The sequence below is a fragment of the Collinsella sp. AM41-2BH genome, assembly GCF_003468085.1.
Lineage (GTDB): Bacteria > Actinomycetota > Coriobacteriia > Coriobacteriales > Coriobacteriaceae > Collinsella.
This window is the reverse complement of sequence record NZ_QSGH01000005.1, coordinates 133,809-154,164: the sequence shown is the minus strand read 5'-3', so window position 1 is coordinate 154,164 and position 20,356 is coordinate 133,809. Positions and strand designations below refer to the sequence as shown.

14 protein-coding genes are annotated in these 20,356 nt (G+C 62.0%); 3 read left to right on the top strand and 11 right to left on the bottom strand.

From position 1 onward, the window contains the following. Positions 1 to 55 precede the first annotated feature (55 nt). A complete protein-coding gene (gene pyrE / locus DW899_RS04185) occupies positions 56 to 736 on the bottom strand; it encodes an orotate phosphoribosyltransferase (RefSeq protein ID WP_117800096.1) in 681 nt (226 codons plus the stop codon). 436 nt (positions 737 to 1,172) lie between these two features. Between pyrE and mgtA the strand changes: the two genes are divergently transcribed. Continuing rightward, positions 1,173 to 3,941, top strand: a complete 2,769-nt coding sequence (gene mgtA, locus DW899_RS04180; protein WP_117800095.1) for a magnesium-translocating P-type ATPase — start codon at positions 1,173 to 1,175, stop codon at positions 3,939 to 3,941. Between the two features lie 189 nt (positions 3,942 to 4,130). Here mgtA and DW899_RS04175 read toward each other — a convergent pair whose 3' ends face one another. Both DW899_RS04175 and DW899_RS04170 read right to left on the bottom strand, forming a co-directional pair. After that, entirely contained in the window at positions 4,131 to 5,444 is a 1,314-nt protein-coding gene (locus DW899_RS04175) for a DUF4038 domain-containing protein (RefSeq protein ID WP_117800094.1), read from the bottom strand. A gap of 210 nt (positions 5,445 to 5,654) precedes the next feature. Then, positions 5,655 to 7,082, bottom strand: coding sequence for a PTS transporter subunit EIIC (locus tag DW899_RS04170; RefSeq protein ID WP_117797334.1), 1,428 nt, complete (start codon positions 7,080 to 7,082; stop codon positions 5,655 to 5,657). Positions 7,083 to 7,572: 490 nt separating this feature from the next. On the opposite strand from DW899_RS04170, the gene DW899_RS04165 reads away from it, so the two are divergent. Together DW899_RS04165 and DW899_RS04160 are read left to right on the top strand one after the other, a co-directional pair. After that, on the top strand, positions 7,573 to 8,910 hold the full coding sequence (locus DW899_RS04165; RefSeq protein WP_117800093.1) for a prolyl oligopeptidase family serine peptidase: 1,338 nt from the start codon (positions 7,573 to 7,575) through the stop codon (positions 8,908 to 8,910). Between the two features lie 262 nt (positions 8,911 to 9,172). Further along, positions 9,173 to 10,684 carry a nucleoside hydrolase-like domain-containing protein gene (locus DW899_RS04160; protein ID WP_117800092.1) on the top strand — a complete coding sequence of 504 codons (1,512 nt, stop codon included), beginning with the start codon at positions 9,173 to 9,175 and terminating at the stop codon, positions 10,682 to 10,684. Between the two features lie 302 nt (positions 10,685 to 10,986). On the opposite strand, the gene DW899_RS04155 is transcribed toward DW899_RS04160, so the two are convergent. The 8 genes from DW899_RS04155 to DW899_RS04120 all read right to left on the bottom strand — a co-directional run bounded on the left by DW899_RS04155 (position 10,987) and on the right by DW899_RS04120 (position 20,275). Beyond that, positions 10,987 to 12,417: a 6-phospho-beta-glucosidase gene (locus DW899_RS04155; protein ID WP_117800091.1), complete on the bottom strand. Its 1,431-nt coding sequence runs from the start codon at positions 12,415 to 12,417 to the stop codon at positions 10,987 to 10,989. A 344-nt stretch (positions 12,418 to 12,761) separates the two neighbouring features. Then, entirely contained in the window at positions 12,762 to 13,406 is a 645-nt protein-coding gene (locus DW899_RS04150; RefSeq protein WP_117800090.1) for a DUF4867 family protein, read from the bottom strand. Positions 13,407 to 13,550: 144 nt separating this feature from the next. After that, complete coding sequence (locus DW899_RS04145; protein ID WP_117800089.1) at positions 13,551 to 14,039, bottom strand: S-ribosylhomocysteine lyase; 489 nt, start codon at positions 14,037 to 14,039, stop codon at positions 13,551 to 13,553. Positions 14,040 to 14,174: 135 nt separating this feature from the next. Continuing rightward, positions 14,175 to 15,665: a glycerol kinase GlpK gene (locus DW899_RS04140; protein ID WP_117800088.1), complete on the bottom strand. Its 1,491-nt coding sequence runs from the start codon at positions 15,663 to 15,665 to the stop codon at positions 14,175 to 14,177. Between the two features lie 171 nt (positions 15,666 to 15,836). Beyond that, on the bottom strand, positions 15,837 to 16,775 hold the full coding sequence (locus DW899_RS04135; RefSeq protein ID WP_117800087.1) for a transketolase family protein: 939 nt from the start codon (positions 16,773 to 16,775) through the stop codon (positions 15,837 to 15,839). Continuing rightward, positions 16,768 to 17,604, bottom strand: coding sequence for a transketolase (locus DW899_RS04130; RefSeq protein WP_199570259.1), 837 nt, complete (start codon positions 17,602 to 17,604; stop codon positions 16,768 to 16,770). Before DW899_RS04130 ends, DW899_RS04135 begins: the two co-directional genes overlap by 8 nt. Before the next feature lie 2 nt (positions 17,605 to 17,606). Further along, entirely contained in the window at positions 17,607 to 19,007 is a 1,401-nt protein-coding gene (locus DW899_RS04125; RefSeq protein ID WP_117800086.1) for an L-fucose/L-arabinose isomerase family protein, read from the bottom strand. 257 nt (positions 19,008 to 19,264) lie between these two features. Continuing rightward, a complete protein-coding gene (locus DW899_RS04120; protein WP_117769779.1) occupies positions 19,265 to 20,275 on the bottom strand; it encodes a LacI family DNA-binding transcriptional regulator in 1,011 nt (336 codons plus the stop codon). Positions 20,276 to 20,356: the final 81 nt, after the last annotated feature.

Below are 20,356 nucleotides of genomic sequence, written 5' to 3'. Positions count from 1 at the left end.
CAGCGTCGAGCCGTTACGCGGTTTGGTAAAACCGCGTAACTAACGGAGGCGGAACCTACTTGACGCCGTACTGCTCGTAGTAGGCGTCGATGGCGGTCTTGAGCTCGTCGTCGATGACGACTTTGCCGTCGATCTCGTGGTTGTAGAGGGTCTCGACGACCTCGGCCATGGAGACGATGCTCGCGACGGGGAAACCGTACTTGGCCTCGATCTCCTTCTGCGCGGTGGTCACGCCACCCTTGCCGACCTCCATGCGGTTGAGGGACACGATGAGGCCCTTGATCTCGACATCGGCAGCAGCCTTGACCTTGGGATAGGTCTCGTCGATGGACTTACCGCTGGTGGTGACGTCCTCGACCATGACCACGCGGTCGCCGTCCTGGGGCTCGTAGCCCAGCAGGTTGCCCTTGTCGGCGCCGTGGTCCTTGGCCTCCTTGCGATCGCAGCAGTACTTGACCTCCTTGCCGTACAGCTCGTGGTAGGCAATTGCGGTCACGACGGCCAGCGGAATACCCTTGTAGGCCGGTCCAAACAGCACGTCAAAGTCGTCGCCAAAGTTATCGTGGATGGCCTGGGCGTAATACTCGCCCAGCTTCTTGAGCTGATAGCCCGTCACATAGGCGCCGGCGTTCATAAAGAACGGGGACTGACGGCCGCTCTTGAGCGTAAAGCTGCCGAATTTAAGAACGTCGGACTCAACCATGAACTTGATGAACTCTTGCTTGTAAGCCTCCATGCGGGCTCCTCTCGTAATCGCGTACGTGCCTTCCAGTTTAGCGCAGGCAGGGCGCGTTGCGGGCGCGCTTTGGGGCCTCGGCATTCTGTAAAGGCTTTGTCAGGGGCAATGGTTTTCCAAACATTGGGGTTGACACGGCAAACCCCCTCATCAAGAATACGGGCGGATTGTAACGGGTACGAGATACCCAAAGCGCGCCGCGCCCGGCCTTAAGGAGGTGTGCCATGGAAGGCAGTCATAGTCGAAAAACCTGCATGTCGCCCTCGGCACGCCGCGAGGATTCCGCACGCGCATAAGCGCCAACAGCCGACCGTCAAAACCACCACAAAGGTGCCCGTCCCCTTTGTGGTAGCTCGCGAGCATGACGTGAGCGACATCTAGGTTTTTTGAAGCACATACGACACGTACGCTAACTCCCTTCAACAAGGAGGACCCTATGCTGATGCTCAAAACCGCTACGGTACTCGAAGCTATCTCCAAGCGCCGCCGCACGGCGCGCCCTGCCGCTCACACCGGCCTGTCCAAGAACGCCATATTCGCCGCCACCCATAGCGCCGAGGACGCCCTCGTGCTGCTTGACGCCAGGGCTGGCGGACTCGGTACCGAGCACGCCGCCGAGCGCCTAGACGCCGTCGGCCCCAACACCATCGAGGCGCCGACCAAGACACTCGCCCGCCGCATCGCCGACGCGTTCATCGACCCCTTCGCCGGCATCCTCGCCGCGCTCGCACTGGTCTCGCTCTACATCGACGTGCTCGCCGTGCCCGAGCCCCAGCGCGACCCCTCCACGGTCATCGTCATCGGCATCATGCTGCTGGTATCGGGCGGCATGAAGTTTATCCAGGAAGCCCGCAGCGGCAATGCGGCCGAGGCCCTCAAGGACCTGGCCTCCAACACCTGCTGTGCCCTGCGCGACGGCGAGCGTATCGAGATCCCCTTTGACGAGCTCGTCCCCGGCGATGTAATCCGTCTCTCTGCCGGCGATATGGTGCCGGCCGATGCCCGCATCATCACCGCGCGCGACCTGTTTGTGATCGAGTCCGCACTCACCGGCGAGAGCGAGGCCGTCGAAAAGACCGCTGCCATCACCGTCGCCGAGGGTGCCGACAGCTCCGCGCTGCCGCTCTCTGCCTGCAAGAACATCGTCTTTACCGGCACCTCCGTGCAAAACGGCACCGCTATGGCACTTGTCGTAGCCACCGGCTCGGACACTTACCTGGGCGGCATCGCCAAGATGCTCAACGGGCGCGGCGAGAAGAGCGCGTTTGACCGCGGTGTCTCGAGCGTCTCCATGTTGCTCGTGCGCCTGATGCTCGTTATGGCGCCGGCGGTCTTTGCCATCAACGTCGCCACCAAGGGCAACGTCATCGACGCGCTGCTGTTCGCCACGAGCGTGGCCGTGGGCATCACGCCGCAGATGCTCCCCGTCATCGTGACCTCGAGCCTGTCGCAGGGCGCCAAGGACCTCGCCCGTCGCCAGGTTATCGTCAAGGAGCTACCGGCGATCCAAAACCTCGGCGCGATGGACGTCCTGTGCTGCGACAAGACCGGCACCCTCACCGAAGACCGCATCGTGCTCGAGCGCTACCTCAACACCGACGGCAACGAGGACGCGCGCGTGCTGCGCCATGCGTTTTTGAACAGCTTCTTCCAGACCGGCCTCAAAAACCTTATCGACCTGGCCGTTATCGACCGTGCCGATGTGACGCCCTCGACCGTCGCGCCCGATTCCATGCTGGGCCAGAGTCTGCGCGACCGCTATACCAAGGTCGACGAGGTTCCCTTCGATTTCTCGCGCCGTCGCCTGAGCGTAGTTGTCGCCGACGCCCAAGGCAAAACCCAGATGGTTACCAAGGGCGCTGCCGAGGAAATGCTCGAGATCTGCTCCTTTGTCGAGGTCGATGGCATCGCTCAGCCGCTCACCGACGAGAAGCTCGCCCAGATTCGCAAGCAGGTCGCCGGGCTGAACGCCGAGGGCCTGCGCGTGATTGCCGTGGCGCAGAAGACCGATCCGCGCTGCGTGGGCGAATTTGGCATCGCCGACGAGTGCGACATGGTGCTGATGGGCTTTTTGGCCTTCCTCGATCCGCCCAAGGCGAGTGCCGCGGGCGCCGTCGCCACCCTCGAGGCCAAGGGCGTGGCGGTCAAGGTCCTGACCGGCGACAACGATCGCGTCGCCGCCACCGTCTGCGAGCAGATCGGTATCGACGCGAGCGATGTCTTGCTGGGCTCCGAGATCGATGCGCTCGATGACGCCGAGCTTGCCGAGCGCGCCGAGCACACCCACCTCTTCGCCAAGCTCTCGCCGCTGCAGAAGGCGCGTCTGGTGCGCGTCATGCGCGAGCTGCTCGGTCACACCGTGGGCTTTATGGGCGACGGCATCAACGACGCCGCCGCCATGCGCGCGAGCGACTGCGGCATCTCGGTCGATTCGGCCGTCGACATCGCCAAGGAATCCGCCGATATCATCTTGCTTCAGAAGGACCTGGGCGTGCTCGAGCGCGGCATCATCGAAGGCCGCCGCACCTACGGCAACCTGCTCAAGTACCTCAAGACCACGGTGAGCTCCAACTTTGGCAACGTACTGTCCGTGACCGTCGCGAGCCTGTTCCTGCCGTTTTTGCCCATGAGCGCCCTGCAGCTGGTGTTGCTGTCGCTGGTCTACGAGATCGTATGCATCGCGCTGCCGTGGGACACCGTCGACGACGCCTGGACTGCCCGCCCGCGCGCCTGGGATGCCACGTCCATTAGGGACTTTATGCTCGAGCTGGGCCCCGTGAGCTCGCTGTTTGACATCGCGACCTTCGTCGTGCTCTTCTTTGTGGTGTGCCCTGCCACCGTAGGCGCAAGCTGGTCCGAGCTCGCCGGGACGGGCAACGCCGCAGGCATGGCGGCCTTTGCGGCGCTCTTCCAGAGCGGCTGGTTTGTCGAGTCCATGTGGTCGCAGACGCTCGTGATCCATATGCTACGCTCCCCGCGCCTGCCGAGCCCGCGCGACCACGCCGCGCCCGCGCTGTGCGTCCTTACCGTGCTGGGCCTGGCGCTCGTCACTTGGCTGCCGGCAAGCCCCATCGCCGATGCACTCGGCCTCATGACGCTACCTGCGAGCTTTTTCGCGCTGCTCATCGGCATCGTTTCCGCCTATATCGCGCTCACCCAGCTGGCAAAGCGCCGCTACATTGCCCGCCACGGCGAGCTGCTGTGACACCCGAATCGTGACGCGCGACCCAACAGGCGGTCAAAAAGTCCCGTCTCAAGTTAAACCACTCATTTAAGCACGTCCCCAATGAGTGCGGCGGAATGGCTCCCCTTGACAGCTTAAAGCCGTCATGCAGGAACCATTCCGTCGCAGCCTTATGAAAGGGACTGGGTTGTAAATGTTGGAGAAGAGCCGTTAGCGCCCAGGGGTCAGGATCACCAGGGCGTCGTGCTCAAAGGGATGCTGAGCCACGCGCACGGTGCCGTCACCGTTGTCGCGAACGGGCAGCTTGGCGATGCGCTTGTCCTCCATGTCGAGGACCGTCGCCGTCCAGCCACGCGCGCCGTCGAGCTTAAACTTGAGCGCCGTGGTACGCGGCAGGTACGCGACGATGCGATCGCCAACGCGCGCCACACGGATGGACTCGCGCGCGTCGTCGAGGAGCTCCTGCGCCGGAACCACGGCAAGTGCATCGTCGGCAGCCGTAGCGCCTAGGGCGGCAAGCACGTGCTCGATCGCGCCAAAGTCCCACACACCCGCAAACTGCAGGCACTCTTGCCAGCGGAAGGGCATGTCAAAGCCCTCGCCCAGGACCGAACCCTGGCTGCGCGATGTTTGCCAGTTCCACACGCCGTGCGCGCCATAGGTCACACCCGCGCTGGCGCCGGCAAGGATCGACGACCACACACTCGCGCGGCAGTCCTGCGCGGTGAAGCGCCAGTACACATTGCGCGACGCACCCATCTGCTCGTAACAAGGCTCAGAGTTGACCATCGGCTTTTTGGGATAGTTGGCGATAAAGTCCTGCGGCAAGTGCCAAGCCTCGGGCTGGCCCTCGTAGTTGTGGCCGGGCTGGAACATGTAGAAGTCCAAGCGGTCCAGGTACCGTGCCGGGATGGTGCGGTTGCCGCGGTTGATATGCATGGTGCGCAACGCCTCGGGCGCGCGATTGACGACTTCGTCGAGGGCATCCTCGTAATAGGCGATCGCCTCGTCGCTGGTAAAGTCGGTATCGCCCGTCACCACGTAAACGGGGTCGAACTCACCCAGGTTCTCGACGACGCGGGCAACGTGGGCACGGACCTCCTCGCGCGGCATAACCTCGGCACCGCAATGCTCGGCAATCTTGGCGCCCCAGGTACCGGGCACGTAGTTGCACCACATAAGCACGAGTGCCGGACGAATGCCGTGCTCGACGGCAGCGCGACACATGGCGGCGGCACGATCCCAGTACGCTTGGTTGGGTCGGGACCAATCAAAATGCACGCCATCCTCGCTGGCATAGGGCCAAATGCCCAGATCGGGGCAGCAGCGATCCCACTGCGGCAGCGTGTTGATCTGCAGCACGTTCATGCCCTGCTCGGCGCGACGGGTCAGATAGTAGTCCCAATCGGCCTCGGCAATGCTCGTAAACGCGCTCCAGCACGTATCGGCAAACCAAAAGAACGGTTTGCCCTCGCACAAAAAGCCATCCTGGCGACCGTTGACGGTCAGCGTTCCCAAACTCATCTGCATGTCCTTTCGTTCGATAAAGGATTTGCGAACCGCCGGAAACTTTCGCGGTAACCCCGCGCGAAAGCCCCCGCCGCTTGGCAAACCCTCGCGGGCGAATCTCACCCGCCCCCCATCAGTCTACCTTGCAAGAAGGGCCCCGCCGGGCTTGCGCCTGACGGGGCCCTGTCGTGTAGGTGAGGTCATATGCAACCGAATGGTTTGGCCTTAGGCCTCCATCTCGGCGAGTTCCTCCTTGGAGAAGCCGCAGGCAAAGACGACGGCAGCGGCGATGACAAAGGAGATTGCCATACCAACGATAGCCCAGACGGTGTTCATCTGGCCACCCTGCAGGTAGTTGGTGAAGACCAGGAAGTTGGAGGCACCGCCTGCGAGGTAGTAGGTAACACCCATGAGGCCGGAGAACACAGCGCCGATAGCACCGCCGATGAACATGCCAAACATGGTGCGACGGAAGCGCATGAGGATGCCGAAGAGCGCGGGCTCGGTGACGCCGCCGGCGATGGCGGAGATGACGTAACCGATGGCGAGAGACTTCTCGTCGGGGTTCTTCATCTTGAGGAAGGCACCGAAGGCGCAGCCCCAGACAGCGGCCATAGCGCAGTTGGTGGAAACGAAGACGAAGGGATCGTAACCGGCAGCGATGATCTGAACCTGGGCGAGCAGGATGACGGGCATGTGCATGCCGCAGACCACGAAGAGCTGCCAGAAGGCGCCGAGGATGGCCATGACGATCAGGATGCCGATGCCGCCAAGGTCAGCAAGGCCGAAGAGGGCGTTGGCGATCAGCGTACCGATCTCGTTGCCGATCGGAGCGAGGACGATGAAGGCAATGGGGATCGTGACGATCATGGTGCAGAACGGCGTGAAGACCGTGGACAGCACGTCGGGCATAACCTTCTTAAAGAACTTCTCGATGAAGTACAGGACGGGCACCGAAAGGATGATCGGCAGGACGGACTGCTGGTAGTTGGCAGCGGCGATCTGGATGCCGTAGACGGAGATGATTCCGCCGCCCTCCTGGGTGGCGACGCTCACCACGGAAGGAGCCATGAGGGCGCCACCGAGCAGCATGCCGAGCACCGGGCTGGCGCCGAGCTTCTTAGCGGCGGCATAACCCAGGTAGATGGGGATAAAGGTGAACGTGGCCTCGTACAGCGTGGTGTAGAGGAACGTATAGGTCGGGTCGTCGGCCGAGAGCACACCGAGCATGGTGGGGCCGAGGACGGCCGCGATGGTACGGAACAGACCACCGGCCATGAGCAGCGGGATGAGCTGGGTCATGGAGCCCGACAGATAGTCGAGGATGATGTTAGGCAGGTTCTTGAGCTCGAACTTCTCCTTGGGAGCGTCGAGGTTCTCGTTGACCGCCTCGCCCTGTTTGACGCCGGAGATGGCGACGAACTCGGCGAGCACCTTGGGCACGTTCTGGCCGATGATGACCTGGAGCTGGGCGCCGGCGAACTGGCAACCCAGAACACCCTTGACCTTCTTGATCTTCTCCACGTCGACCTTGTTGTTATCCTTGAGCGTCAGACGCAGGCGCGTCATGCAGTTGGTGGCAACGGAAACATTCTCCGCGCCGCCCACGAGCTCGAGGACATCGGTGGCAATCTGCTTGTTATCTACTGCCATGGGACCCCTCCCCATATCTTCGTGTGCCAGCCCCCTTGGGCTTAGGCACGCCTTTGGCCCGGCGACTATAACCCCTTACGGTTGCCGGACCCTTGGATACGCTGTCGTAAACAAAGTGTTTACTGAACGTTTACGGGCTTTAGTTTACACGGAGCGCCTCATTTGTGGCAATTTTACCGTGCAGAGTCCGGCGAACGGTAGGAAATCGGGGGTGAACGTATTCCAATGGCGGGAGATAGTCTCTTTGACTGTCTATTGATAAATGGCTCTTTACGTGGGCTTTTATTTTGATAAACACCTCTATGACCTGTTAACTCATCAACAGAAGCCCTGCTAGAAGCTAGTAAACATATGTTTAGTAGTTCATGGCGTGTTAAATTTTGCCGTTTACCGAGTTTATCAGCTTGTTCTGCAATTCTGGATTAAACTAAACATGTTTAGATTGTATTGCCGCTTTTGTTTCCCACTAGCGGCGCAAGGGAGGCAGCTCATGGAACTCAAATTGTGTACCTACGCAACCGTCACCACCTTGGGCGACTTTGGCCCCTGGATCAGCAAGGTCGTACTCGACCTGCCCTGCACCGTGCGCGCCAACGACATCGACGCGAACACCTTCCATATATATGTAGAGCGTCACGAACGCTCGGGCGAAGTTCTGATGCGCAAGGAGCGCGGCGCCGACCATGCCGCGCCCTCCGTGGGTTACATCGACGTTCTCGCCACATATCCGTGCGACGAAAACGGACGTAAGCTCGCCGTGGGCACCCATGTGGCGCTCGAGGTCGCCGAGCAGCGCCTGACCAAGACCATCGAAGGCGGCGTCATGGGCTCGCGCATGCTCGATGACCAGCTGCGCATCACGCAGCTCGCGGCTCTTCCCGGCAACGACGGCGACGATCCCACCTGCGGCCTGGTCTTCGACACCTGCCGTGGCGATATCTGCCCTGCGCTCAAAGGCTGGAGCAACGACACGCAAAAGACCGCCGTCGACGGTATCGCGCTCGAATACGGCTTCTTTGAGCCCAGCTTTAAGGCCGAGGACTCGGCATGCTTCAACCCCTTTGCGCCCGAGGCCACGGCCGTGCCCCAAAAGGCACCGCTCGTGGTGTATCTGCACGGCGCCGGCGAGGGCAAGGGCGCCACGCAGGGCGAAGGCGCCACGCGCGCCTATATCGGCAACCGCGTGACGGCCATCAGCCAGGCGCAGATCCAGCGCTACTTTGGCGGCTTTGCCTGGGTGCTCGTGCCGCAGTCGCCCACGTTTTGGATGGACAACGGCGTCGAGCAGCTTGGTCACTCCAACCAGAGCATCTACTCCCCCGTGCTCAAGGCACTTATCGATGAGTTTGTCGCCGAGCATGCCGACCGCATCGACACCGACCGCATCGTGGTCGCCGGTCTTTCCAACGGCGGCTTTATGACCCTGCGCCTGTGCGCCGACTACCCCGATTTCTTCGCCGCGGGCCTTCCCTGCTGCGCCCCGTGGTACAACGCCACGGACGAGGACGTAGCCGCGCTCGCCAAGACGCCGCTGTGGTTTACGCACTCCAAGGGCGACGAGCTCGTGTGCCCGCAGCAGACCGTGCTGCCGCTGTTCGCGCGCCTGCGCGATGCCGGCGCCAACGTGCATCTCACCTACTTTAGCCATGTCGAGGACCTGACCGGCGTGTATCGCGAGGCCGACGGCTCGGCCAAGAAGACGTTCAACCACGGCGTGTGGATCCACCAATTCAACGACCTGTGTTATCAAGACTTCGACGGGGGCAACGTACTCATCGACGGCGAGCCGGTGGGCTGCTGGGAGTGGTCGGCCAGGGTCGACCGCTAAGCCCTCCCATCGCGGGGACCGGGGTTTAGTCTTGCAAACGTCCTCGGGCATGCATGGGCTGGCGCTTTGCGCTTCGCGCTGCGCCTGCCCATGCCCCCTGCGGAATGTTTGCAAGACTAAACCCCGGTCTCCGCTGCGTTGACGTTGCTGTGACCCTGGCCGGCCGCTTCTAGCGGGCCGCCGGGTCGGTGGCGATGGGGGCATGGGTCCCGTCTTGCCTTGCGCGTAACTGGCTGAATTGATTTTGATTGGAGCTGTTCCTATGTCCCAGAAGTTGACTCGGGTGATTGTTACCACTGATATGGAAGTCGATGATATGAACTCGCTTGTTCATTTGGCTCTGTATCTCAACTTGCTTGATGTTCAGGCTGTGGTGTATACGGCTTCGCAGTATCACTTTCTTGGGGATGGGGTTCATACGCTCGGCGAGGTGAATTCGCATTGGCGGACCAAAGGGCGGCGCTCTTATGAGTGGGCTGTTGTGCCTCATGAGCCCGATCCGCTAGCCGGCGAGCTTCGTGAGTATCGGCCGTTTCCCGAGCATTGGATTGAGAGTCTCTGGAGTAATGAATATGCCCAGGCTTGGCCGCAGTTGCAAGCAAATGCGGCCGCTGCCGGTGAGCCGCCGTTTCCCACGCCCGCCCAGATGATCGAGCGCACCTTTGTGGGAAATGTTGCCTTTGAGGGTGATGTGACTGAGGAAACTGAGGGGTCTCGCGTAATTGCGCAGGCGATTCTGGATGATGATCCGCGTACGTTATGGTTGCTCAGCTGGGGTGGTATGAATACGATCGTTCGCGCCCTCATGAGTATTGCCGAGCGCTATCGCGCCACGCCCGAGTGGCCCGCCGTACGGCAGCGGGTCTATCAGAAGGTGCGCGTGATGGGCGTTGCCGATGGCGTGGGGCAGGACAACTCGTGGCTCGACCATGGACGCGAGCTCTTTCCCGAGCTCATCTTTTGGCGTACGCCCTATATGTATGGCAACTATTTCGACGCCAAAACAGCTCAGCCCGATACGCTGCCGCTGTTTAAGGCTCCTTGGCCTGAGCGGAATCTCACGCAGGGCAACGGACCCCTCATGGCACGCTATATGCTCTATGGCGATGGTAAGGTCTACGAAAACGAGCCCGAGCGCTTTCAGTTTGGCAAGCATGCCCGTCTGGATTGGGGCCTAGAAGGCAGGCCCGCGGTGCAGTTTGAGCGCGGCGACTTTATGGCCGAAGGCGACAGCATGACCTATATTCCGCTGCTTCCGTTTGGCCTGCGCGGTATCGACGACCGCGACTTCGATACGCTGCTGGGCCGCATGTTTTTTGATGGGCATCCCGATGCGAACGCGCCCGCCGGTTTTGCCTCCATCGGCACGCCCGCAGACGACAATCTCAATCCCTACCTGCGTGCCTATCAGGAAGACTTTGCCGCCCGCGCACAATGGTGTGCCCATGATCCGGCAGCCTGCTCGCATCCGGCACATGTTGTCGAGGTCACGGCCGACCGCAGCGCCACAGCCGGCGAGCGCGTCGACCTTACAGCGACCATCGTCGACCCCGACGGCAAGGGCTTCGATGTGCATTGGGATGTCGCCGTGGACCCGTCGAGCTATGCAGGCGCCCAGGATCTGTCGCTGTGGCAAGAATGCACGGTAGACACCGCTTTCATCGTGCCCGCCGACGCGCGGCCCGGCGACCGCCTTGTGCTCACCCTTACCGTGCAGACGCGCGCCGAGCGCCCCTGCACCCGCTACGGCCAGGTCGCCATCACCGTCGCGTAGCAGCGACGGCGCTCACACTCAACAAGAAGTGCCCCCAAGTGCCGGCCAAATGACGAGAGTGGATAATCTCCCACTTTGAGCCCCCAAACAGGCCAAAAACGGCAGATTATCCACTCTCACTTTGGGGCACTCATTGGGGACAGACTTAAATGAGTAGTCGTTGGGGACGTTCTTGTTTGACTGGTCATTTAAGTACGTCCCCAATGAGTGCTTTCACTTCTTTTAACAAAACGCCCGGCGGGCATTAACTGCTCGCCGGGCGTTTTGGTTAGGAAACTCTGAAGTTGAGTGTCTCGGCTTCCTTAGGACAGATCCTCACCATTCGTTTCAATGACGTGCTTGTACCAGTCAAAGCTCTTCTTCTTGGAACGCTTGAGGGTGCCGTTGCCCGCGTCGTCGCGGTCGACGTAGATAAAGCCGTAGCGCTTGGACATCTCGCCCGTGCCGGCGCTCACCAGGTCGATCGGGCCCCAGGTGGTGTAGCCCAGCAGGTCAATGCCATCCTCGGTCACTGCATCGCGCATCGCGGCGATGTGCTGGCGCAGGTAGTCGATACGGTAGTCGTCGTTGATGGAGCCATCCTCCTCGACAACATCCTTGGCGCCCAGACCGTTCTCGACCACAAACAGCGGCTTCTGATAGCGGTCGTACAGGTCGTTGAGGGTGATGCGGAAGCCCAGCGGATCGATGGCCCAGCCCCACTGGCTCTCCTGCAGGTAGGGGTTCTTGGCGCCGGCGAAGGCGTTGCCCTGGGTGCGCTCGACATCAGGGTTATCGGCACCGGCGGAACAACGGGTGCTGTAATAGCTAAAGCTGATGAAGTCGACGGTGTTTTCGGCCAGGATCTCGCGGTCCTCGTCAGTCATGCCGACGTCGATGCCCAGACGCTCGAGCTTCTTGACGGCATAAGCCGGGTAGTAGCCGCGGCTCTGGACGTCGACAAAGAAGTAGTTGTCCTGGTTGTCGAGCTGCGCCTGGCGCACATCGCCCGGACGGCAGCTGTAGGGATAGCAGCTGCCCGCGGCGAGCATGCAGCCGATCTTGACCTCGGGGTCGATCTCGTGGGCGATCTTGGTTGCCCAAGCGCTGGCGACGAGCTCGTTGTGGGCGGCCGGGTACTCGACGGCTTCCTTGTTCTCGCCCTCCTCAAAGACCAGGCCGGCACCCATAAACGGCAGGTGCAAGATCATGTTGATCTCGTTGAAGGTGAGCCAGTACTTCACCAGGCCCTTGTAGCGGGTAAAGATCGTGGTCGCGAGGTTCTTATAGAAGTCGATGAGCTTGCGGTTGCGCCAGCCACCGTACTCCTTGATGAGGTGGACGGGGCAGTCGAAGTGCGTGATGGTCACGAGCGGCTCGATGCCGTGCGCCTGGCACTCGCGGAACACGTCCTCGTAGAAGGCCAGGCCGGCCTCGTTGGGCTCGGTCTCGTCGCCATTGGGGAAGATGCGGGTCCAGGCCAAGCTCATGCGGAAGGTCTTAAAGCCCATCTCGGCAAAGAGGGCGATGTCCTCCTTGTAGCGGTGGTAGAAATCGATGCCGGTCTGCGCGGGGTAGTAATAGCCGTCCTCAAAGTCGAGCATCTTGCGCTGGCCGGAGACCACCGCGAAGCGCTCGGGGCCGTGCGGGGCCACATCCACGTTGGCCAGGCCGCGGCCGTCCACGTCGTAGGCGCCCTCGCACTGGTTGGCAGCCGTCGCGCCGCCCCACAGGAAGTCTTTACGGAAAGCCATACATCGATCCTTTCACACGCTGTTTGTCGTAGCTTCAGTATCCCCGTAAGCAGCGCGCTACTCAACGGCAACGACGCAGGCCGACACTTCTTTTCGCACACGGCGGCCCGGCAGCCGCCCCTGCCTGACACTTTCTGATACCGCCGCCCCAAACCACCACAAAGGGGATAGGCACCTTTGTGGTGGTTGGGGGCGGTTTGTCTCGATCTGTAACAGGTAGGCAGCCAAAACCGGGCTTGGTGTTACAGATCGAGATTTTCGGGCAGCCCCCCGCAGTTTGTCTAAATCTGTAACAGGTAGAGACGATTTAGCCCGCTAGATGTTACAAATCGAGACGGAAGATGCTAGTCGCAGGCGATGTCGAGGTTCTTGCCGACGAGGCCCACGTAGCCGCCCTCGGCAGCCTTGGGGCTATCGGCGTGGCAGAGAACCCACTTGTCGGCCTTCCAGTAGCAGTAGCTGTCGCCGGCGGCGGGCATGTCGGCTGCGGCCTCGGGGCGCGGGCCATTGGTGCCCGCCGGCAGCGCCACCATCACCTGGAAGCCGCCGTCGTCGACCATGCAGGGCGTGTAGTGGAGCGTGGTGTTGAAGACTTCGACGACCTTGCCCGCCGGTACGCGGAACGCCTTGACGCACGCGGTGTCGAGCTTGCCGTCCTCGATCTCCCAGCGATGCGCCACGAGCAGGATAAAGTCGCGGGCGCCCAGGTTAAACTCGCTGGCGCGGTGATACTCCAGGCAGTTGAGGCGTGTGTTGTGCCCGTTGCACCAGCCGAGCTGGAAGGAGCGGCCGCCGTACATGAGAAAGCCCAGCTTATCGGCATCCTTGACGCCCTCGAGCTCCGGCGCGCTTGCTACGTACTTGCTGCCTTCGGGAATGGGCGTGGCAGAGAGCGCCTCGAGCACGAGCGACGTGAGCTCGGACGGAACGTCATCCCAAACGTTGCCATAGGATTTGAACTCGGGATCGTTGACAGAATAGATGTGCATGTTCGCTCCTGTTCGTAAATGTGACTATACGAACATTCTAGAACAAACATGAGCGATTTTGAACGCTCGTCCCGACCACTCAACAAAAAGGCGCCCCCGCATAAGCGAAGGCGCCCAATGCGCGCGCTTTGGGCGATAAAGCCCTTACGCCTGCTGATAATGCAGGTGCTTCTCATCGATATCGGCCAGGTCGCGGTCGAGATAGCGACGCGCGAGCCAGTTTGCCATGGGGAGGTTCTGGTCCAGATAGTTACCGCACTCCTCGGGAGCGGCACCGGGGACATCGCCCTCAAAGCCGGCGACAAACTCGAACAGCTCACGCACGAGCGGCAGGATCTCCTCGCTCGTCACCTCGCCAAACACGACGAGGTAAAAGCCCGTGCGGCAGCCCATGGGACCAAAGTAGACAATGCGGCTCGACCACTCGGCATGGTTGCGGAGGAACGTGGCACCCAGATGCTCGATGGTGTGGCACTCCGCCGTGTTCATAACTGGCTCCTTGTTGGGCGTGGTCAGGCGCAGGTCAAAGGTGGTGACGGCGGCGCCGGTCGCCGGATCGTGGTCGATGCGGCTCACATACACGCCGGGCTCGAGCAGCAGATGGTCAACGGAAAAACTCGCGATGCGCTCCATGGCAGATCCTCTCGGTAGTCAATTTGGGACGGGGCTCTTTTAGCTGGTTCGAATGATCGCACCAATCATACCAGTCAAAAAAGCCCCATCCCAAATGAGCTGCCCGGGAATAGCCTGCGGGCGCCGCGCAGCCGCCTAGGCAGTGTAGGCAATGGTCGCGTCGACGGCGTGACGCCAGCCGGCGATCTTTTTGGCTCGTTCGTCGGCGGACATGGCAGGCTCCACGATGCCGCGGGCGCCGTAGACGTCGACGACATCGCGCGTGTACATGCCCAGCGCAATGCCGCAGGCCCAGGCCGCGCCCAGGCCGCTCATCTCGTCGTTGCTCGCAATGCGGATGGGCGAGCCGACCAGGTCGCTCTCAAACTGCATCAGGTACGCATCGCGCGTGGGACCGCCGTCAACACGAAGTTCGGCCAGCGCCGCGCCCGAATCCTCGACCATCGCATCAATCACGTCAAAGATCTGATAGGCGATCGACTCGTCGGCGGCCTTCACGAACTCCGCGCGACCCGTGGTGCGCGTCATGCCAAAGACGCAGCCCTCGGCGTCACTCGCCCAGTGCGGCGCGCCCAGACCGGTAAACGCCGGCACAAAGTAGACGCGGCTCGCCGGATTGGCGGCGTAGCACAGGTCGGTAACTTCCTCGGGGTTATTGATGAGCTCCAGATCGTCGCGCAGCCACGTCTTGACGGCGCCGGCGTAGCTCACGTTGCCCTCGAGCACGTACTCGGTCACGCCGTCCATGCGCCATGCGAGCGAGCTCGAAAGCCCGTGCGAGCTGGCGACGAACTCGTCGCCGACGTTCATCATGACCGAGCTGCCGGTGCCATAGGTCGCCTTAGCCATACCGCGGCTGTGGCAGCCCTGCGCGAACAAGGCCGCGTGGCTGTCGCCGAGCACGCCGTGAATGGGCACGGGCGCTGGCAAAAAGCCACCCAGATCCGTCGTGCCGAACAGGCCATCGGAATCGGTCACCTGTGGCAGACAGGCCACGTCGACGCCAAAGGCCTCGCACACCGGCTCGCTCCAGCAGCCACAGCGCAGGTCAAAGAGCTGTGTGCGGCTGGCGTTAGACCAGTCGCAGCGGAACTCCGCGCCGCCCGTGAGCGTCCAGGCCACCCAGGCATCGATGGTGCCCAGGCAAAGCTCGCCCGCTGCCGCGGCCTCGGCAGCCGCGGGAACGTTCGCGAGAATCCAGGCCATCTTGCCCGCCGGATAGTAGGGCGAGAGTACCAGACCCGTCGTGTCGCGCACCAGATCGGCCACACCCTCGCGCGCGGCCAGCCTGTCGCACAGCCCGCGGGCGCGGGCGCACTGCCACACCACGGCGTCGCACAGCGGCTCGCCCGTCGTGCGGTTCCATGCAACGGTGGTCTCGCGCTGGTTGGAGATACCGATGCCGGCGACGTCGGCCGGATCGACCCCGGTCTCCTCCACCACAGCACGCGCCACGGCCAGCACGTTAGCGGCGATCTCGGCTGGATCATGGCTCACCCAACCGGCCTCGTTGACAATCTGGCGATGCGAGCGATCGGCACGATGAATCAAATGGCCGCCCTCGTCCACCAGCAGCGCCTTGGTGCCCTGCGTGGATTGATCGATACCGATGATGTATTTACTCATGTACTCTCCCATTCCTTCCGTCAAATCGAAGACAACCTGGCGGACAAGGAGCGAGCGGCCGTCAAGTGCCGCAGATTGCCGTGAAAGAGGAGCGCCGCGTACTCTGTGTACGCAAGCGACGGTTTGAACGGCAAGGTGCGGTGCTTGGCGGCCGCGCAGCGTCTGTTTCTACTAGTTGCCAAGGAACTCGGCGACCGTCTTTGCGATTCCGGCACCCGTCAGGCCGTAGTGCGCAAAGACCTCGGGACTCGTGCCGGTGATGACCGGCGCGTCGGGCAGGCTTAGGCACTTAACCGGACGCGGGCAATGCTCGCCCACGACCTGAGCGACCATGGAGCCCAGGCCGCCAAAGGGGCTGTGCTCCTCGACGGTCACGACGGCGCGCGTGGCACCGGCGGCCTCAATCACGGCCTCGGCGTCGAGCGGCTTGACGCAGTACATGTCGAGCACGGTAGCGGAGATACCCTGCTCGGCCAGCAGGTCGGCGGCGTCCACGGCATGGCGGACCATCTCGCCGGTGGCGACAATCGTCACATCGGTGCCGCGACGTACCCAGGTGGCACGGTCCATCTGGAACGGGCACTCGTCCTCGGTATACACGTCCTCGACCGGGTTGCGGCCCACGCGGATATAGGCCGGCTTGTTGTCGGCAACCAGGGCGCGCACGAGCTCGGCAGTCTGGAAACGATCGCTCGGCAGATATACGCGCATGTTGGGAATCGCGCTCATGGCAGCGATATCCTGCGCGGAGTGATGGCTCATGCCTAAGGCGCCGTAGGAGACGCCGCCCGAGATACCGATGAGCTTGACGTTGGTGTTGGAGTACGAGACGTCGACCTTGCACTGCTCATACGAGCGTGTGGTCACAAAGGACGCCGGCGAGGCGGCCCAGGCCTTCTTGCCGCACGAAGCCATGCCGGCGGCGATGCTCACCAGGTCCTGCTCGGCGATGCCGACCTCAATGGACTGCTGGGGATACTGATCGAAAAACGGCGTGAGCGATGCGGAGCCGCGGGAGTCGGAGCACAGGACGACGATGTCCTTATCGGTCTCGGCGGCCTCGAGCAGCGTGTCGCAGATAACCTTGCGGTTGGCGATCTTGTTAGCCATTGATAGCCTCCTTGTGGGCAGCGAAATCGGCGATGATCTGGGCATATTCCTCGTCGTTGGGCAAGTGATGATGCCAGGCGGCCTTGTCCTCCATAACGGGCGAGCCATAGCCCTTCACCGTGTTGAGGATGATGACCGTGGGCTTACCCTTGGTCTCGGCGGCCAGCGTCAGCGCGGCGTCGATGGCCTGGACGTCGTTGCCCGGAATGGAGAGCACGTTCCAGCCGAAGGCGGCCCAGCGCTCCTCCTGCGAGTCCTGCTTCATAACGTCCTCGGTGCTGCCGCTGATCTGCAGGCGATTGCGGTCCACGAGCGCGCACAGGTTATCGAGCTGGTAGTTGCCGCCGCTCATGGCGCCCTCCCAGACCGAGCCCTCGGCAAGTTCGCCGTCGCCCATGATGGTGTAGACGCGGTAGTCGCGGCAGTCCATCTTGCCGGCAAGCGCCATGCCCACGGCCACGGGCAGACCGTGACCCAGCGAGCCCGAGTTCATCTCGATGCCCTTGAGCTTGTTGTTGGGATGGCCGATGTAGGGGCTGCCGAACTTGGAGAAGCGGGCCTTGACGTCGTCGAGGTCAAGATAGCCCTCGTGGCAGAGCACCGCGTAGTAGGCCTCCATAGCATGGCCCTTGGAGAGAACGAAGCGATCGCGGTTGGGATCGTCGACGGTCTCGGGCGAAATGTTGAGGTGGTTGGCATAGAGGGTCATGAGGGCGTCAATCACCGACATGTCGCCGCCGATGTGGCCGCCGGCGCCAGCCATGATGATATCGACGCAATCGCGGCGAAGGTCCCAACGCAGGGACTCAAGCTCTTCGATAGTTGCCATTTCTACTCTCCTCGCAGGTAAGCTTTGACGTCTTCTTCGATGGGGTCGTACAGGTCGGGGACAATGCCGATGTACTTGCACGCCTCGTAGAGCACCGGCACCACGTTGGCGTGAATGGCGACGCAATGGTGGATGTAGGGACCCTCGACGATCTTGGCCTCGAGGCGCTTGAGGTTGTCGACCTCGACCCACAGGTAGGTGCCCATGCCGGCCGGGCCGTCGATGCCGCGGGCGTTGCCCAGCAGCAGCGAGTACTCGCCGTTGTCGCCGTCAAAGCGGGCAAGGGTGAGGTCGCCGTGCTTGGCCTCGGCCGTCAGCGCGCCGGGGTGATCGAAGGCCAGCGGATAGGTGAGCTTGGGCTTGACGGCCGCGCAGCTGCAGGGCCAGGGGCCGCAGTGCTGCAGCAGCTCGCCGTTCTCGTTATCGGGATGACGCACGGTCCAGTCGGCGAACATGCCGCGGTGACGGCCCAGGTCGGCGGCCTCGACCATCAGCGCGGTGATAGCGCCATGGATGTCGGTCTCGCAGACGATGGGGATGCCCATCTCGTTGAGGATTGCGTTGGCGGCGCAGGGCATAATGCCCAACTCGTCCTGCAGGGCGTTCCAGCACTGGATGGCGCCGGCGTTGCAGCCGTACTTCTCGACCAGGCGCTTCATGGCAATGGCGAGTCCTGCGACCGCAGGAACCTTGTCCTCGGGGATGCAGATCTCAAAGCTGTCACCAATGTGGGCGAGCATGGTTGCCATGGCCTGCTCGTCAGCCTGGGCGTCGCGCACGGCCTGGACAAGCTCGGTCATGGGGATGGGCGAAAGCTGGATGTTGAACTTCTCGAGCAGCTCGCCCTCGTTGCACATGGTCGACCAGAAATCGAACGGACGGGTGGCCATCTGCAGGATGCGGGTGTGCTTGAAAGTCTTGACCACGTTGCACACGGCCAAAAAGTCCCAGACACCGCGCTCGAACTCGGGATCGGTCAGACGGCAGTTGGTCATGTAGGTGAAGGGAACCTGGAAGCGACGCAGGACCTTGCCGGTGGCGAACAGGCCGCACTGGCTATCGCGCAGACGGGTGCCGTCGGGCTCGGGGCGCTCGTCGCGCGGACCCCACAGCAGCACGGGCAAGCCGAGCTCGCGGGCAAGGCGGGCGCAGACATACTCGGTACCAAAGTTGGCGTGGCAGAGCATGATGCCGTCGACGCCCTCGGCGCGGAACTTCTCGACGATAGGCGCGATATGGCTGTCGTCGAACAGCAGGCCCTCGTCGTTGATGTCGTCGATATCCACAATCTCGACGCCGATCTCGCGCAGGCGATCAGCCGTAAGGCCGCGATACTTGATCGCGTCCGGCGCGCTAAAGATGCTACGGCGCGTGGGCACAAAACCGAGCTTGATCTTATCCATGTACGTCCTCCCCTAGTCACATGTTCAGTAAACAGACGCATGTTTCGTTTTGTTCTGTTTACTAAATGTTTTACTCTTCTGTTTAGAAGTTTAGCGCGAAATACCCGTAGACGGTAGAGAAATCAGCCTAAACGGTATGTAAACAATCTGAACATATAAGGGAAACAAAAAGAGGACCCCGAAGGATCCTCTTCTGAATGGCACTATGTTAACTGCCCTAGCGAGCTTTGGCACGCTGCAGGCAATGCCGTCTCCGCCTAGATTTCGCGCACGCTCTGGCGCTCGACAAAATAGGTCGACACGGCCGTTTTGCAGGTATAGCTCTTGGGATTGCGGATGTTACCCACCAGACGGCGCACCGCGATCTCGCCCACCTCGTGTTTGGGAACATGCACCGTGGTGAGTGGCGGGTTGGAGAAGGCGCCCAGAGATAGGTCGTCAAAGCCGATGATCGAGACATCCTCGGGCACGCGAATGCCGTGCTCGTTGAACGCGCGCATGGCACCCACGGCGAGCACGTCGTTCTCGGCAAAGAAAGCCGTCGGCAGGTCGTCACGTGAGACGCTGTCGAGCCATGCACCCATATCGCGATAGGCACCTTCGAGCGTGGTGCCCAGCGTGACGCGCCATGCCGGGTTTGCCTCGAGGCCCGCATCCTCAAGTGCTTGGCGATAGCCGCGCTCGCGATCCTTAAAGTTGCGGATACGAAGATCGCCTGCCAGATAGCCGATTTGCCTGTGACCCTTCTCGATAAGGTAGTCCACGGCGCGCAGCACCGAATCGGTATTGGCAATGACTACGGCATCAAAGTACTGGCGGTCGCTCCAGCCGTCGAGCACGATCAGGTGGGCGGCAGCGTTGGCGAACAGGGCGTAATCTTCCTCACCCAGCTCGGTACCCATCAGCACGATGGCGGCAGACGGGTCGGCGATCAGGCCCTCGACCTGCGGACGCACGGCGTCCAGGTCGCTAAAGTCGAGCGAGACAAAGCTCGTGCTCATGCCGTGGCGACGCGCCTGGCGCTCCACGCCCTCAATAACCGCGGGATGGAAGGTGCTCTCGTCCAGGATGGCGCCCGTCTTGCGCGCGAGCACAAACTGGATGCTCTCGAGCTGCGTCGACTGCTGATAGCCGAGCGACTGCGCGCACTCCAGGATGACTTTGGCGGTCTCCTCGCTCACGCTGCGCTTGCGGTTGAGCGCGTTGGACACGGTCGCAGGCGAAAAACCGGTGATGCGGCTGATTTCGCGGACACTTGCTTTGGCCATTGTTCCCCCTAGTAACGGTCGCGGTCGAGCATCGTGGCCTGACCGCCCCGTGACTCGACAACTAAACGACCGCAAATTCAA